General features: G+C 45.8%; 18 protein-coding genes and 1 riboswitch. Of the genes, 10 read left to right on the forward strand and 8 right to left on the reverse strand.

All coding sequences use genetic code 11. The features are described from left to right. The first annotated feature begins 2 nt into the window (after positions 1-2). Together FFM73_RS07765 and FFM73_RS07770 are read left to right on the forward strand one after the other, a co-directional pair. Positions 3-1,169, forward strand: coding sequence for a hypothetical protein (locus FFM73_RS07765; RefSeq protein WP_137631208.1), 1,167 nt, complete (start codon positions 3-5; stop codon positions 1,167-1,169). Positions 1,170-1,184: 15 nt separating this feature from the next. After that, positions 1,185-1,520, forward strand: coding sequence for a hypothetical protein (locus FFM73_RS07770; protein WP_137631209.1), 336 nt, complete (start codon positions 1,185-1,187; stop codon positions 1,518-1,520). Between the two features lie 85 nt (positions 1,521-1,605). Here the strand turns inward: FFM73_RS07770 and FFM73_RS07775 are convergent, their stop codons facing one another. Then, positions 1,606-2,844, reverse strand: a complete 1,239-nt coding sequence (locus FFM73_RS07775; RefSeq protein WP_373278648.1) for an MFS transporter — start codon at positions 2,842-2,844, stop codon at positions 1,606-1,608. A 218-nt stretch (positions 2,845-3,062) separates the two neighbouring features. Continuing rightward, positions 3,063-3,902 (reverse strand): DegV family protein, encoded by an 840-nt coding sequence (fakB, locus tag FFM73_RS07780; protein ID WP_171001243.1) that lies wholly within the window; start codon positions 3,900-3,902, stop codon positions 3,063-3,065. A gap of 126 nt (positions 3,903-4,028) precedes the next feature. On the opposite strand from fakB, the gene FFM73_RS12770 reads away from it, so the two are divergent. Both FFM73_RS12770 and FFM73_RS07785 read left to right on the forward strand, forming a co-directional pair. Beyond that, positions 4,029-4,205, forward strand: coding sequence for a hypothetical protein (locus tag FFM73_RS12770; RefSeq protein WP_171001244.1), 177 nt, complete (start codon positions 4,029-4,031; stop codon positions 4,203-4,205). 13 nt (positions 4,206-4,218) lie between these two features. Continuing rightward, a complete protein-coding gene (locus FFM73_RS07785) occupies positions 4,219-4,707 on the forward strand; it encodes an O-acetyl-ADP-ribose deacetylase (RefSeq protein WP_137631212.1) in 489 nt (162 codons plus the stop codon). A 93-nt stretch (positions 4,708-4,800) separates the two neighbouring features. Here the strand turns inward: FFM73_RS07785 and FFM73_RS07790 are convergent, their stop codons facing one another. Further along, positions 4,801-4,989 carry an LBP_cg2779 family protein gene (locus FFM73_RS07790; protein WP_089136004.1) on the reverse strand — a complete coding sequence of 63 codons (189 nt, stop codon included), beginning with the start codon at positions 4,987-4,989 and terminating at the stop codon, positions 4,801-4,803. Positions 4,990-5,272: 283 nt separating this feature from the next. On the opposite strand from FFM73_RS07790, the gene FFM73_RS07795 reads away from it, so the two are divergent. Both FFM73_RS07795 and FFM73_RS07800 read left to right on the forward strand, forming a co-directional pair. Next, positions 5,273-5,938, forward strand: coding sequence for a C40 family peptidase (locus FFM73_RS07795; RefSeq protein ID WP_235874476.1), 666 nt, complete (start codon positions 5,273-5,275; stop codon positions 5,936-5,938). 102 nt (positions 5,939-6,040) lie between these two features. Then, positions 6,041-6,625, forward strand: coding sequence for a hypothetical protein (locus FFM73_RS07800; protein ID WP_137631213.1), 585 nt, complete (start codon positions 6,041-6,043; stop codon positions 6,623-6,625). A 108-nt stretch (positions 6,626-6,733) separates the two neighbouring features. On the opposite strand, the gene FFM73_RS07805 is transcribed toward FFM73_RS07800, so the two are convergent. From FFM73_RS07805 to FFM73_RS07825, 5 genes are all read right to left on the reverse strand, one after another. Beyond that, the gene (locus FFM73_RS07805; RefSeq protein ID WP_137631214.1) at positions 6,734-7,084 is read right to left on the reverse strand and encodes a hypothetical protein; all 351 of its coding nucleotides are present in this window, start codon (positions 7,082-7,084) and stop codon (positions 6,734-6,736) included. A gap of 58 nt (positions 7,085-7,142) precedes the next feature. After that, positions 7,143-7,799 carry an energy-coupling factor transporter transmembrane component T family protein gene (locus FFM73_RS07810; protein WP_137631215.1) on the reverse strand — a complete coding sequence of 219 codons (657 nt, stop codon included), beginning with the start codon at positions 7,797-7,799 and terminating at the stop codon, positions 7,143-7,145. Next, on the reverse strand, positions 7,796-9,235 hold the full coding sequence (locus tag FFM73_RS07815; RefSeq protein WP_137631216.1) for an ABC transporter ATP-binding protein: 1,440 nt from the start codon (positions 9,233-9,235) through the stop codon (positions 7,796-7,798). Before FFM73_RS07815 ends, FFM73_RS07810 begins: the two co-directional genes overlap by 4 nt. A gap of 15 nt (positions 9,236-9,250) precedes the next feature. Further along, complete coding sequence (locus FFM73_RS07820; protein WP_137631217.1) at positions 9,251-9,823, reverse strand: ECF transporter S component; 573 nt, start codon at positions 9,821-9,823, stop codon at positions 9,251-9,253. A 108-nt stretch (positions 9,824-9,931) separates the two neighbouring features. Continuing rightward, a riboswitch (TPP riboswitch) is annotated at positions 9,932-10,021 on the reverse strand. A 57-nt stretch (positions 10,022-10,078) separates the two neighbouring features. Continuing rightward, on the reverse strand, positions 10,079-11,311 hold the full coding sequence (locus tag FFM73_RS07825) for an MFS transporter (protein ID WP_137631218.1): 1,233 nt from the start codon (positions 11,309-11,311) through the stop codon (positions 10,079-10,081). Positions 11,312-11,579: 268 nt separating this feature from the next. Between FFM73_RS07825 and pyrF the strand changes: the two genes are divergently transcribed. The 4 genes from pyrF to FFM73_RS07845 are packed head-to-tail and all read left to right on the forward strand — an operon-like array spanning position 11,580 to position 14,620. Continuing rightward, positions 11,580-12,290: an orotidine-5'-phosphate decarboxylase gene (gene pyrF / locus FFM73_RS07830; protein WP_137631219.1), complete on the forward strand. Its 711-nt coding sequence runs from the start codon at positions 11,580-11,582 to the stop codon at positions 12,288-12,290. Between the two features lie 3 nt (positions 12,291-12,293). Then, entirely contained in the window at positions 12,294-12,938 is a 645-nt protein-coding gene (gene pyrE, locus FFM73_RS07835) for an orotate phosphoribosyltransferase (protein ID WP_137631220.1), read from the forward strand. Positions 12,939-12,956: 18 nt separating this feature from the next. Then, positions 12,957-13,769: a Cof-type HAD-IIB family hydrolase gene (locus tag FFM73_RS07840; RefSeq protein ID WP_137631221.1), complete on the forward strand. Its 813-nt coding sequence runs from the start codon at positions 12,957-12,959 to the stop codon at positions 13,767-13,769. A 50-nt stretch (positions 13,770-13,819) separates the two neighbouring features. Then, a complete protein-coding gene (locus FFM73_RS07845; RefSeq protein ID WP_137631222.1) occupies positions 13,820-14,620 on the forward strand; it encodes a Cof-type HAD-IIB family hydrolase in 801 nt (266 codons plus the stop codon). Positions 14,621-14,861 lie beyond the last annotated feature (241 nt).

A 14,861-nucleotide genomic window follows, 5' to 3' on the forward strand; every position in this document is an offset into this window, starting at 1 on the left:
TCATGAATTCAATTATGAACGATCTGCAATATGCCTTGCAGCGCAAAGCATTAGTCAATGTTTATCAAGTGAAACAAGATGTTGTTTATACGGGGTACGTTGATATTGTGGACGATGCGGGGATTATTTTAACAACTTTCGATGATACCGGCAGCGAGGACGGCGCGGTCTATCTCACCTTTGAGGTGATTGAATCCGTTGAGTTTGAAAGCGACGATCTTGATGGGATGCGATTTCGAATCGAAAACGCAACGGCTGAACACTTCTTCACGTTTGGTCGGATGACAACTGAATTTAATTTAAAACGCCCACTGATTCGGCAAGTATTAGAAACCGCTATGGCGGATGAAACGGCCATTATGGTCTTAGATAAGCAGAGTGGTAAACTGCACGAAGGCGAAGTCACCCGAATCTCGGATCAAGATTTTGATTTACAGGTGTTTGATAAATTTGACTTGAACCAACACCCATTACTAACCTTCAAATATCAGGATGTTGTGTTAATTGAGTTTGAGGGGAAAGAATTGACCCTGCAGACGGCTGCTATGGGCTATCTGCAGACGTTGACGCCCGTTAAAAAAGTGTCGGTGACCAAATTGACCGAGATTGCCGCAGTGCTGCACCAGGCTGAGCAGACCCAGCAGTTGATTTCCATTAATCCTGTAGCAGACGAAGGGATGTTCTTTGTTGGCCGGGTCAATACGATCAGTGAAAACAGCGTCGTGATCAATCTGATTGATATGACCGGTCAGTTTGGCGGTTATTGGTTAGTTAAGCTGACTGCCATCGCACAAGTGACGACTCAGTCCGATTATTTAGCAGTGATGAAAACTTACATGGCGTTAAATCAGACGCTAGGCGTTGTTACCCAGCCGGAGTTAAATGATGAACGGCTGTTTGACGGCACCGATGATCTATTTCAGGTGGTCTTAAGCCAAGCCAGTAAATTTCACCGGGTGATTCGGCTCCAGTTGAACGGTGATGACAATGTCGTTGGCTACATCAGTAAATTTGGCGGCACCGAAATTATCTTTCACTTAGTTGAACAGGGAACGGTCATTGACACGATGGGAACACTCATCGAATTAAGTGACATTGATGAGGTTGCGTTTGATTATTTGGACGCTATGCTAACTGAGAAACAGTTGCGTAATCAGGGTGAACTTTAGGGGGGATATCCGTTGATGAAAAAATGGCAACAGCTACCTAAGTGGTTCAAAGACACGATGCAAATTATCGTGCCCATGGTCATTTTGTTAATCTTGTATGATTTATTGTCACCGCAGTTCACGCATCAGCCCTATTCGATCATGACCCTGATCGCCTTTCCGTTTCAAGTGATCATTGGGTTTGCGCTGGTCGCGTTCTATAACTATTACAAACTCAAATCGCTTGCGAAGCAGCAAGCGCAAAAAGCTGAAGCGGAACGCATCGAGCGGCTTAAAAAAGAGCAGCAAAAACGGCAGCACGAAGAAAATAGTCAGCGGAATCGAGCTGTGAAGCAGAAGCGACAGCAGTAACAGCTTTTAAATAAATAGATTTTAGATCTAGATAACCAATTCTCAGTATAAGACTGAGAATTGGCTTTTTGATTTTTCTATCAAATTACCGTTGCGTAGGATGTAGCCATTTTCCTACTAGATTCCTGTTCAAATACAAGACTGGCATTAGTAACAGTAATGCCAGAATGCCACAAGATGGGAATCCCCATGCCCCAGAGAAAACGTCCATCACGCTGCCGACAAATAGGCTGCCGATTGGCGTGGTTCCCTGGTTAAGCAGCACATAGATACTCATCACCCGACCACGAAGACCGTTGGGAATCGAAAATTGAAACGAGGCGTTTGATTGGTTAAGAAAGACCATGTTGCAAAATCCAATGGCAACCATCATCGCGATGGCCAGGGGATAGCTGTGAACAAAGATCATTAACGTTTGTAGCGTAGCCGTTCCCAGCCCCACAGCTAGGTAGATATTGCGCTGCAGGCCAAAGCGGGAAAGGTAACTCATCAGAAACGCTGCAATCAACGAACCAATACCAGTGGCTGATAGCAGGCTGGCATAGGCTTGCGCGCCAGAATTGAGCACGGTTTTCGCAAATATTGGGATGATGACGTTATTGTTGTAGTTGAGTGTGCAGACAATGAGCATTAATTCGGCACTCATGCGGACGGCAGCGTGTTGCCAGACATAAGCGAGGCCTTCCTTGACATCTTTCCAAAGATAGCGCTTTTGGGTTTTGGCAATTAACGCTGGCGTCTGCTGAATCAAGAATAGTCCCAGTAAGACGGCTAGATAGCTGATTGAGTCAACGAGAAAACAGAAGCCAACGCTAAATTTGACCATGAGGATGCCGGCTAGGGATGGTCCAGCAATTTTGGCTAAATTAAAGACGGTGGAGTTAAGCGAAATGCCGTTCATTAAATCTTTTTGGCCGACAAGCTCCACGACGTAGGACTGACGGGTGGGGGTATCAAAACTTTGAAGCATCCCGTGGAGAATCGCAATTAACAAAATTTGCCAATACTGGACGATTTTGGCGTAGACCAAGATAGTCATGACGACACCCAAGATTAGGAACCCGGTTTGAGTTGTTAGAAGGATCAATTTTTTGGGATGACGATCAATCACGGTGCCGGCAATCAGTGTCAATAATAGGATCGGAATGAATTGACAAGCGGTTAAAACGCCGACTAGGAATGCCGAGTTGGTCATTTGGTACACGAGCCAGGTCTGGGCGGTGCGTTGAATCCAGGTGCCCATCACCGAGATGATTTGACCAAACCAAAAATAACGGAAATTTCGATTTCGAAGTGAAGAAAAGGTACTACGAAAAACGTTCAAGATAATGACCGGCTTTCAGAATTAATCATTTATTATCGGTTCAATAATATTTAACTTTGTCAGTGAATTATATCTGTTATATCACAGAACGGCGTGAAAAGGCTGGTCAAAATCAGAAGGTGAATTCTTGATTTCTCAAAGAAAAATCACCTTAATCAAGAAAACCAATTTGGTCTTCTCGATAAGGTGATTTTTAGCTTCATAGTATGGTGACTTAGTTAATCGGTATAAAATTCAATTGCCAGTGCGCCCACGCTGGTATACGTACTGATCACTGGGCCGGCTTCGTGAATGGTCACTAGGGTATCTGGCAGCGCTGCTTTGATGCGGTTAGCGACCTCACTGGCTTGAGTTAGGTTATCCACGTGAGTGAGCCCAACTTTAGCGGGGGCCAACGTTTGGATACGGTCGACTAATTCGTCCACTTCTTTACGAATGAACCGTTTGCCACGGCCCTTAGCAGCTACTCTTAACTCGCCGTCTTTAACCTCTGCCATGACCTTAATGTTTAACAGGTTGGCAATTCCACCGGCAGCTTTGCTGATCCGACCGCCTCGGATGAGATTCTCAAGGGTGTTGAGAAACACGTAAATTTCGGTGTGGGAGCGGTGCAGGTCAATGGCATTAAGAATCGTCTCCATCGAGGCACCATTCTTGGCAAGTTTAGCGGCGGTAATGACTTGAAAGGCCAGGCCACGGTCAATCGAAAGCGAATCAACCACGGTGACTTTGGTAGCAGACATCTCCGCAGCTTGCCGCGCAGCGTTGACGGTACCGCTCAGAAAATGGGTCAGGTTCAGACATAGGACTTCATCGCCATTTTGACCAAGCTGATCAAAGACTTCCAAAAATTGGCCGATTGAAGGCTGACTGGTTTTAGGAAGTTCTTCGTCGTTGACTAGGTGACTGAGAAACTGAGTATTAGTAATTTGAACACCATCATTTAAAAATTCTTGTTTACCTAAACGGACGACCAATGGCACAACTGTGATTGGTAATGTTGCCAGCTCATCAGACGTTAACTGTACGGTCGAGTCCGTTACGATTTGAATAGACAATACGTCCACCTCTTTAAAAAGATCAATGTCATTAACTATCAGGCACCGTCATTCACCAATTATAAATTTGGCAGTATACTTAATTATACCGTAAAATAAGCATAAAACATGAAAGACGGTTTTAAAATGACTGAGTCGAAAAATTCTGATACGCAAGATCAACCAACTCCCGCAAAGACGCCGCTGAACCTTAATGATTTAGCCTCTAATCCAATGCGGGTGGGAATGGCACGGCTGGGTAAGCGTAAACGGCCGCAAGCGAAGTCTAAAAAGAAGCACTGGTGGTCGAGAAGAACTAAGTAAGGAGTGGAATAAGATGGCTGATTTAAAATTGATTCAAGGTGACATTACGCAATTTAGCGGTGATGCAATTGTGAACGCGGCTAATACCGGTTTAGTTGGTGGCGGTGGCGTTGATGGCGCAATTCACCGGGCTGCTGGACCAGAACTAGATATCGCGTGTCGCAAGCTGCATGGCTGTCCAACAGGAGAGGCCAAGGTGACGCCCGGCTTTAATCTGCCAGCGCACATCATTATCCACACGGCGGGTCCAATCTGGCGTGATGGGTCGTTTGAAGAACCTAAGCTGCTACGAAACTGCTATGAGAATAGTTTAAAACGGGCGGTGGAAAATCATTGCCAGACGGTTGCATTTCCATCGATCAGTACGGGCATCTATGGCTATCCATTAGACAAAGCCTGCGAGATTGCCGTATCAACCATTCGTCATTTTGAGGCAACGCTCCAGGTCACCATGGTAGCCTTTGATGAAGGTACTTATCGGGCATTTGAAAAAGTGATGTGAGCGTAAAAAGACAGTCTGTTTATCAGGAAAAACTGATAGACAGGCTGTTTTTAATGCTGCATAACATTTAATTATTTGAATGCTAGCGACGACTTAGTTGACGCCGATAAAATGATTCAATGCCGCAGCTTCTTCAGTTGTTGCGTCGCTTTCCTGTGACTTGATATTGTGTAATCTTTCAACCGTAATGTGAAGATTTAAGGCCAGTTCAGTATCTGTAAGATTATGTTTCTTTTGATATTGAATGATTTTTTCCGCAATACCGCTAACTTCTTGCTCCATAATATACCTCCACCTGATATGACTTAAAACTAAACACAACTAATGCCTATACTTCATTATATACGATTTTAGCGAGTGCGCCAAAGAATTAGGGCGCAACTCGTAAAAGAACCGATATTAAGGGAAATCAAAACCGGTAGTGACGGGTGTCTAAAGGGGGACTGGAGTGAGTCGTCAGGTGTCAAAAGATCAATGTTACACAAACTCAATTTAGCTGTAATCTTTTCGTGATACTGTTCCTGTATTATTAATACTATTAAATACTTAATATGAGGTGATACTTATGAAAATGACAAAGAGTTTACTGATACTCACAGCTGCCGTGTCCTTATTTGGTGCCACGGTTACCACTGCATCAGCCGCCACGATCCAAGCCTTACCTCATCAAGAAGCTGCCCAAGCAGCTCACGATGCTGTTGAAAACGTTGAGAGCAATGATAAATCGAATAAAGTTGCGTCTACAAGTACCACACATTCTGATCAGACAGCCGACACACATTCGACTGCAGCTAGTTCAACGACGTCTGGGACTACGAATAGTCATGCTAAGACCGTTGCGAATGACGGTGAGACTGCCAATTCGTCACGTGCAACAGCCGTTGTGAATTTAGCTAAGAAGTTAGCTTCTATGAACATTCCCTATGTCTGGGGCGGTGAATCATTGCAAGGAATGGACTGTTCTGGTTTAACGGATTACGTTTACGCGCACGTAGCCGATATTCATTTAGGCCACTACACGGTGACTCAGGAATCTAAGGTCACTAAGAAGCCCGTCTCACAAGCTAAACCGGGGGATCTACTCTTCTGGGGTGCAGATGGTGGGACCCATCACGTGGCGATCTACATCGGTAATCACCAGTTTGTAGCAGCGCCGCAACCAGGGCAAAACGTTGATATTGAAACCATCAGTAGCGCCTTTATGCCAGACTTTGCTGGGAGCGTTAAATAACGGTTCGCAGGATCCGCCTATCCGTTTGCGCGCATGTTATAATGAGCGTAAATAAGTAAGGGGGGAGAGGCAGACTCCGTGGGCTGAGCTTGCCGATTACAAATGATGAAACCAGTAATTAAAGTCGTATTACCATTGGCAGTTTTGGGGTTGCTAGGTGGCTGCGGGTCACAGACCAAGTCGCATTCGGCGTCATCTAATAGGCCGAAAACCAGCAAGGTCGTAAAAAATAAGGTTGCGAGCAGCAGTGTGACGAGTCAGTCTTCAACTGTTCAGTCGTCTTCTGATTCGGCATCGTCAGTTGCTTCTTCCCAACCCGCAAATTCCAGTGCGCGTTCAGTGAAGTCTCCTGTGACTTCACAGCAGCCAACTAAGACCAGTAGCGCTAAGACTAAAATGACGCAAACGCATCCGACAGTTACGCAGCAGTCGGTGGCAAGTAAAATTTCTCAGACGCTGAGCGGTCAATACGCGCCTCAAGACCTGGCGTTTCAATTTAGTCAGTCGGGTGCTGGCACTTACACCGTTCACGTACAGGAGAATCACCAGTCACCTAACATGAAGGCTAAGGGTGCCGATCCGAGCACCAGTCCGACAGTGGCCTGGTTTAAGACCAATACCAACGGGCAGCTGCTAAAGTCAGTTGACGGTGGCGCTACTTACACAGTCGTTGGGAATGCTTATTAAATTTAAAGAACATACAAATAACCTGCTGATCGTTATTCACTGACGACCAGCAGGTTATTTTAGTGACTCAATAGACATATTTAAGCAGCATTAGCTGATACCCAGTCACTACCACATACCGTGTTTTTCGCGGATCGATGATCTGAATCCAAACAGCGCGACAATAAAGGCAAAGAATGCGATAGTGGCAATCACCGTCCACAGCCAGCTAGTGGTTTGAACAAATACATAATAACCAATACCAACGGAACTAAAAAGGGTTAACAGCAAAGATAAATAGAGATTTTCAATCCCGAAAAATGCGTGGCCAATGGTCAGCATAATGGCACCGGTAAAGACGGTCTCAGCACTGACCATACTGCCTGCATGATAGAAAAATGCGCCAAATTCAAGCAATACCCCCAGTACCATTACGGTTACCCCAAATGCTGTCGTGAATTTAAGTGGTTTTCGAGCCATAATGATCACCTTCTTTAACTTATATTATAATTCTTTTACGTTAAATGCGGTAATCATATTACTGGAGATGAAAACCAAACAGGGCCACTTGCAACAGTACCAGACTGCCAATCAAAACAAGCCAGTCCCACCAGCGGACACGGATCCGCTTGAAATAAGTGCGGGGAGCTTCTTCAGAAAAGCCGTGGGACGTCATGGCTTCGGCTAGATTTTCTGACCAGTCTAAGGAAGCTAGAATTGCTTTAAAATATAATTGCGGTGACCAGATATGCAGGGCTTGTCCGCGCATATTACCGGCGGCCCGAATGATGTTGACTTCACTGACAATTTTAGGTAACAAATTAAACGCACCTAAAAAGCCGTACGCAAATTTACTGGGAATGTGGGCGTTTTGTTCCAAAGACATCACCAAATCAGAAACGGTGGTGGTCAAAGTGGCTGCTGAACCAACGAACACGTAGGCGTAGATCCGAGTAAACAGGACTAAAGCAAAGTGGATACCAGCATTTGACTGAAGTAAAATCGCCACTGCCAGAGCCGAAGCTGGAATCAATGGGACAAAGAACAACAGAATGAGTCGTTTGAAAGTGGGGCGGCTGGTGAGAATGAGCAGCAGCCCAATTACTGCCAGTGCAAGATTCACGATCCAAGTACTGGTGAAAGAAATTTCTAGTGCAATCAGCACTGCTAATAAGAATTTGAAACTCGGGTTCACGCTAACCCCCCCACATATTGTAATTGCTGATTTTTAAGCGTTACGTGATAGTCGACCAAGGCGTCCAGACCGAACAGCTGATGACTGACAATGACCATGGTCTGCTGACAATCATGAGCAACGGTTTTCATGATTGCCATGACGGTTTGCAATGAAGTGAAATCAAGGCCAGTAAACGGTTCATCGAATAGCTCGACCGGTGTCGCCATGATCAACATTTCTAAGATCTGCAGTTTCTTTTTCTGACCGCCGCTTAAGGTGTAAACCACGTGATCTTGTAATTGCTCTAAATGCAGTTGCTTTAAGAATCCTGGTATCCGGTCCATAAAGTACGTTGGTTGCTGACTGTTTTTGAGGGACAGTGCCAATTCCTCTGCGACCGTCACGTTTAAGAACTGCTGGTCCGCATCTTGAAAAATTAGAGCTACTTGCTGATAGAGCTGTTTGCGATGCATTTTAGCAACTTCATTTTGATTGAGTAACAGCGAGCCGGAGTACTGGTGTAATTTAGAAATTGCGAGTAGTAAAGTCGACTTGCCGGTCCCGTTGGCACCTGTTAGTAGCGTAATGTGGTGTTTGAAAAAGTTCATTGCTGGTTGTGAAATCAGGGTCGCGTTGCCCGCAGTGAGGGTCAACTGGTGCGCAGCAATCACGGCTTGATCAGTGGTTGTTGGCAATTGCAGCTGCTTATTGGAAGTATCCTGACGCTGAAAGGCGGCCATTTTTTGCTGAGCAGCCTTCTGATCGAGCAGGGTTAGTGAATCACCAGTACCATTAAGTACGAACAGGTGGTCAATGTATTGATCGTAGTCTTCCAAGTCGTGATCAGAGATCAGGATTGTTTTGTGTTCTTCACGCTGCAGCCGAGACAGCTTGGATAATAAGAGCTGTCGGGCAACCGGATCAACGCTGGCAAACGGTTCATCTAATAGGATGGTATCCGCGCGCATGGCAATGATCACGGCTAAGGCGACTTTTTGTTTTTCGCCGCCCGACAAACTGTTCAGCTGTCGGTGCCGCAAGTCAGTGATCTCAACGTAATCTAATGCCCGGTCGACTCTAGCCATCATGTGGTCGGGGGCGACCTGCTGATTTTCCAACGCAAAGATCAGTTCCCGTTCCACCGTGTCCATGGCAAATTGCTGGTTGGGGTTTTGAAACATCATCGCCACCAGCTGACCTCGGTCACTTTCCGGAATGTCGCTGATTTTGGTGTCGTTTAAACGAACTTCACCCGCGGTAATGACACCGCTAAATTTCGGGTAAAGGCCACTGATGATCTTCATGAGGGTGGACTTTCCCGAACCGGAAGGCCCCGTGAGCAGTGAAAAGCCGCCACTAGGGAAGGTGGCTGAAAGATCGTTTAAAGTTAACGGTTTTTGACCATCTTCAGTCGGGTAGGAAAATGATAAATGATTGACCGCAATAGTTGCCATGAAGTTACCTCAATTCTAGCGGGTTTGGGTCTGCATCAAATGTGTCCGATCCAGTAATTTAACGATTGCCTTAGTCAGCACACCAGCGAAGATCCAAGTTGAAATCAGACGGATAACGAACAGTGCAATCAGCAAACCGATATTGTACTTTGCGTAACCGTTACGAATCATGTCCCAGCCAAAGGTGACGATGGTGGTGGTCAGCACACTGAGATTCAGGCTAAACCAGTCGTAGCGTTTATAGCCGGTAAAGGTAAAGCCCAGTTCGGAAGCGATGCCTTGAACGACACCGGAGATCATGGTGCTGGCACCCCATTGACCGCCGAGAAACATTTCGACAACTGAACCTAAAAATTCACCTAACGTAGCTGAGCCGACTTTTTTAAAGACATAACCAGATAAGGGACCGGCCATGACCCAGATGCCCATTAGAATATCGTTAGCTGCGGGTCCCAGACCAACTGGTGTCAGAGCCACCGTTAGCAAGTTGTAGACCGGGCCGACGATCCAGTAAATGACCCCAAAGAAGATTGCAATTAAAGTTAATAAAATAATGTCGCGTAAATGCCAAGCATTTGAATATTTCATAAGTATGAAACCTCCATAGTTTAGTAACTAAACGTTTTCCAAACTAAAAACGAGTCAAAGATAAACGCTTATCTTTGACTCGTCCTTTTGGCTTCTTTTAGTAATCGAAAAATGAATACATTATGCTCCCTTCGCTGGTATTAACCAGATCAGGTTCAATGGGTGTATCTCAGCCAAAAGGCACCCCAGATAACGTTTAGTTCTAAATTAAAGTGTACACGGAGTTGCCTGCTTTTGCAAGACGGCACTGGTTCCTCAGCGCGCCTCAGCACGGCCTAATTTTTTTAAATTAGGAATCGTGAGCATGGTGCAAAGACTGATGATATAAAGGACGGACAGGAAGCCCATGACGACGATCAAGCTGTAATGGTCCATTAGAAAACCGATGGCAACACTGGAAAAGCCGCCGATGGCCCGACCAACGTTGACAATCACGTTATTAGCAGTGGAACGGACCTCGGTTGGATACAGGCGGGAAATCACGGCACCGTAACCGCCGAACATCCCGTTTGAGAAGAAGCCGAGAACAGCACCAGCCAGGAGTAGGGTGACTTCGTTGAAGGCTAGGGTGATACTGAATACAGATATTGCGGCGCAGACCAAGAAGATGCCAAATGCTAATCTTGGTCCAAAATAATCCAGGATGCTGCCGAACGTCATCATCCCGATGCTCATTCCAACGATCGTGGCAATCATCCAAATGGAAGAACCAGATACGCTGAGATGAAGCTTTTGCTGCATAATGGAAGGTAGCCAGTTCATTAAACCAAAGTAGCCGGCAATTTGGACGATCACCATCACACTAAGAGCAGTGGTTTGATAGGCCAATCTGGGCGTTTTGAATAAGGCACTGATGCGCACCCGCTTATTGGGATCAGTTTCGGCTTTTTGAGCCGCTATGAATTCGTCACTTTCATGTAGATGACGACGGATGAAATACGTCAACCCCACTGGAATGAGACCGAATAAGAACAGGGCGTGCCAACCAAAGGCGGGGATAATAAAGGCAGCTGTAATGGCGGCGAGAATTGCTCCTATTTGGCCGCCAATGGCCGCAATCGAGGTCATTTTACCGATCTTATGATGGCTGAAGTTTTCGGCAATCAGGGTAATGCCAACCCCGTATTCACCACCAGCGCCGATACCGGCAATCAGGCGGCAAAGATAAATTAAAGTAATGCTATTAGCAAAGTACATGGCAGCAGTGGCAATGGCAAAAATAAAGACGGTGTACGTGAACGTTTTGACGCGTCCGAAACGGTCAGCGATGACGCCAAAAAAAATACCGCCCACTAGCATTCCCAAATTAGTGATCGATGAAATCAGCCCTGCCTGGGCACCGTTGATATGTAAATCAGCGATGATGGAAGAAAGTGCGAAGGAGAGAAATAAAACGTCCATGTTCTCCAGTGCAAATCCCGCCGAGGTAGAAGCAATCGTCCACTTTTGGTTCTTACTTAGCGCGTGGTGTTGTGCAGTTGTTTCCATATTCAGTTGCCTCCAAAATGAGTGCTCACAGGCACTTATTATTTTTACGGCTATGGTTCTAGCCATTGGGGGTATTGTGACATAGTTTGTTGACGAATACAAGGATATCTTGACGGTGACTAGCGAACTGATGTAAACTCAATGCAAGATATCTTTAACTTAGCCCAGAGAGACTAACAAGTTTACGGATGAAGCCCACTTTTAGTGGGACCAGTGAACCGTTTAGCGCTCGAGCTAGACGGTTTTTTTGTATTGAAAGGAGATCACCATGCGACCCATCATTATTGCATTAGACTTTGAGGACCGAAATCAAGTGTTCACTTTTCTGGATCGGTTCGAGCATCAAGACCAGTTATTTGTGAAGGTTGGAATGGAATTATTTTACTTTGAAGGGCCTAAAATTTTAGCGGAATTACGGAAACGGGGCATTCGGGTTTTTCTTGATTTAAAACTGTACGATATTCCCAACACTGTTGAGCAGGCCATGTATCAGCTGGGTCAGCAAGAAGTGTCCATGGTAACCGTCCACGCGGCCGGTGGTGCGGAAATGATTCGTAGAGCTAAACTTGGTTTACTGCGGGGCAGTCAAAAAGCTGGCGTTAAACCGGCTAAGTTACTGGCAATCACGCAGCTGACTTCAACCTCTGAAGAACAGATGCGTGAAGAACAGCTGGTCAACGCTAGTTTAACGGAATCGGTGCGGCATTACGCACAATTGGCGCAATCCAGTGGGGCGGACGGCGTGATTTCTTCAGCGCTAGAAGACCCGATGATCCACCGTTCAACTAGCGATGACTTTCTTTGCATCAATCCTGGTATTCGGCTAGAAAGTGACAGTGCGGATGATCAAAAGCGGGTCGTCACACCAGCACAGGCTGCCGAATTAGGCAGTAATGGTCTGGTGGTTGGCCGGTCGATCACTAAGGCGGCTGATCCAGTCGCTGCTTATGGAAAAATTGCACAAGAATGGGAGAAATAAATCATGACAGAAATTGCGCGTCAAATTGCTAAAGACCTGATCGATATCAATGCAGTGACGTTGTCGCCCAAGCAGCCTTTTACATGGGCTAGCGGAATCAAGTCACCGATCTACACGGATAATCGGCGAACGATTGCTTTTCCAGCAGTGCGGACGCATATTGCTGACGGCCTGGCAGCCTACATTAAGGCTACCTTTCCTGAAGCAACTGTAGTGGCCGGCGTCGCAACGGCTGGTATTCCCCACGCCGCCATCGTCGCTGATAAATTGGGTTTGCCTATGAGCTACGTTCGGTCAAAGCCGAAAGATCACGGGACCGGTAAGCAAGTTGAGGGTCAAGTCTTGCCAACGGATAAAGTGGTTTTGATCGATGATTTAATTTCGACTGGCGGTAGCGTTTTGAGTGCGGCCAAAGCGGTTCAAAAGTCGGGTGCAAAAGTACTGGGCGTTTTGGGTATCTTTTCGTATGAATTACCAGACAGCGCGACTAACTTTGCCGACGCTGGGCTTTCCTTGCATACCCTGACCAATTACAGTACGCTGATTCAGTTGGCAAACGAAAACCAGGATATTACCCAGGCAGAGTTAAATTCGCTGCAGCAGTGGCGTCAGGATCCTTGGCACTGGGCACCAGCTAAAGCAGAATGAGTCACGGAGGATGATTGAATGGCCATTAAATTAATTGCGGCTGATATGGACGGAACTTTTTTAAATGATCATAGTGACTATGACCGACCGCGGTTTCAGCGATTGCTGACCGCTATGCAGGCACAAAAAGTCCGCTTCGTGGTTGCTAGCGGCAATCAGTACCCGCATTTACCGCAGTATTTTACCGGAATGGACGGCGATATTACTTATCTCGCTGAAGATGGCGCGCACATTGTGTCAAATGGGCAGACCATCAGTGAAGACGTGATTCCCCACACTTTATTGAAGGCTTTTTTAAACTGGATGAGCAGCCAGCCCTTATTCAAGCAAGCGTGGGTGCTGTTTTCGGGTCGTCAGGCTGCTTGGACGGAAATTCTGCCAGTCGCCAAACGGTTTAAACAGTCTAGTTATTTTTACGGTAATTTAACTCACGTTATGGATCTGGCGGAAGTGACTGATGCCATTTATAAGATCGATATTACCTGGCCATCGTTTGACGTTTCAGCACAAGAGACCCTAGTTAACCAAGCTTTCAAGGGACAGTTACGGGCGACCTCCAGTGGTCTGGGCGGTATCGATGTCATTTTACCCCACGTGAATAAGGCTTACGGTCTGGCTAAATTACAGCAGCAATGGCAGATCAACTACAGTGAAACACTGGCCTTTGGTGACAGCGGCAATGATGTCGAAATGCTGCAAAAGGCGCGCTACGGTTACGTCATGAAAAACGCGCCGGAGTCGGTTAAGCAGCAGGTTGATTTGATTACACCGTTAACGAATAACGACAGTGGCGTCCTGGCAGTGATGGAAGATTTTCTCAAAGCGCGCTAAATGAGTTATACTAAACCTATTGTGAAAATTTTAACGACGAGGTGGATGAAATGATTAAATTAGTGGCTCTGGATCTGGATAATACGTTACTGACGAATGATAAAAAAATCAGTAAGGTGAACGAACTAGCCTTAAAGAAACTATCTGCAAAGGGTGTGAAAGTGGTTTTATGTACTGGCAGACCCATTAACGCGATTTGGCATTACATTGAACAGCTGGGGCTGACGGATCCCGCTGATTTTACGATTACCTTTAATGGCGCTTTGGTGATTAATAATACCAGCCGGAAGACGCTGGCGAAGCAAGGTTTGAGTAAGGCTGATCTAGTGCCATTACATGAATTTAGCAAGGCCAACGACTTTCCACTGGATATTTTGAATTTTGATCAGGTTTATCCGATTACGGATCTGGTTAAATCAATTTATCAGCTTGGTGGCGGGATCAAATTTGAACCGATGACGTTTGATGAACTACCTGATCAGCTCTACGCCAAAGTGGTGGCTGCTCAAAAGCCGGCTATTTTGGATAAGATGGTTGCTAGTCTAACCCCGGAACTTAAAAAACAGTATCACGTTGCCCGCTCACAACCGCATATTCTGGAATTCTTAAGTCCCACAACGGATAAGTCTGTTGGGCTGCATGCATTACTGCAGCATTTTGGCTGGGATGAAAGTAATCTCATGGCCTTTGGTGACGCCGAAAACGATGCCGGTATGCTGAAGAGTGCCGAGATCGGTGTGGCAATGGCGAATGCGCAACCGGCAATTACCGCTCTGACGAAATATCACACTGGGACTAATGAAGAAGACGGTGTGGCTGAGTTTGTGGATAAGTATTTTAAATTAGATTAAATAGATAGTGAAAGGGACTCAGGGAAAAATAATTTGGTTCTACAATATCTGTTGTTGGTAATAGATTTTTATCTATTACTGATGACAGATTTTTTGTTTATCATTAGAATAAAAAAGCGGACATCTCCCGTCCGTTAACTTACTCCCACCACAGAATTAAGTCAAGAAAGGAAATGCCCTATGTCAAATGATACTACGAAAATGTTGTTAGGAATAGATGATGAACACTTAATAATTGAGG

The sequence above is a fragment of the Secundilactobacillus hailunensis genome, from assembly GCF_005405185.1.
Taxonomy (GTDB): domain Bacteria; phylum Bacillota; class Bacilli; order Lactobacillales; family Lactobacillaceae; genus Secundilactobacillus; species Secundilactobacillus hailunensis.

Bases quoted from the DNA above. Each gene is read 5' to 3' on its own strand.
- FFM73_RS12770 (WP_171001244.1), top strand. From the start codon at position 4,029: ATGACTGAGTCGAAAAATTCTGATACGCAAGATCAACCAACTCCCGCA.
- FFM73_RS07820 (WP_137631217.1), bottom strand. From the start codon at position 9,823: ATGAAATATTCAAATGCTTGGCATTTACGCGACATTATTTTATTAACT.
- FFM73_RS07805 (WP_137631214.1), bottom strand. From the start codon at position 7,084: ATGGCTCGAAAACCACTTAAATTCACGACAGCATTTGGGGTAACCGTA.
- FFM73_RS07825 (WP_137631218.1), bottom strand. From the start codon at position 11,311: ATGGAAACAACTGCACAACACCACGCGCTAAGTAAGAACCAAAAGTGG.
- FFM73_RS07845 (WP_137631222.1), top strand. From the start codon at position 13,820: ATGATTAAATTAGTGGCTCTGGATCTGGATAATACGTTACTGACGAAT.
- pyrE (WP_137631220.1), top strand. From the start codon at position 12,294: ATGACAGAAATTGCGCGTCAAATTGCTAAAGACCTGATCGATATCAAT.
- FFM73_RS07800 (WP_137631213.1), top strand. From the start codon at position 6,041: ATGATGAAACCAGTAATTAAAGTCGTATTACCATTGGCAGTTTTGGGG.
- FFM73_RS07790 (WP_089136004.1), bottom strand. From the start codon at position 4,989: ATGGAGCAAGAAGTTAGCGGTATTGCGGAAAAAATCATTCAATATCAA.
- FFM73_RS07770 (WP_137631209.1), top strand. From the start codon at position 1,185: ATGAAAAAATGGCAACAGCTACCTAAGTGGTTCAAAGACACGATGCAA.
- FFM73_RS07840 (WP_137631221.1), top strand. From the start codon at position 12,957: ATGGCCATTAAATTAATTGCGGCTGATATGGACGGAACTTTTTTAAAT.
- FFM73_RS07795 (WP_235874476.1), top strand. From the start codon at position 5,273: ATGAAAATGACAAAGAGTTTACTGATACTCACAGCTGCCGTGTCCTTA.
- FFM73_RS07815 (WP_137631216.1), bottom strand. From the start codon at position 9,235: ATGGCAACTATTGCGGTCAATCATTTATCATTTTCCTACCCGACTGAA.
- FFM73_RS07765 (WP_137631208.1), top strand. From the start codon at position 3: ATGAATTCAATTATGAACGATCTGCAATATGCCTTGCAGCGCAAAGCA.
- FFM73_RS07785 (WP_137631212.1), top strand. From the start codon at position 4,219: ATGGCTGATTTAAAATTGATTCAAGGTGACATTACGCAATTTAGCGGT.
- pyrF (WP_137631219.1), top strand. From the start codon at position 11,580: ATGCGACCCATCATTATTGCATTAGACTTTGAGGACCGAAATCAAGTG.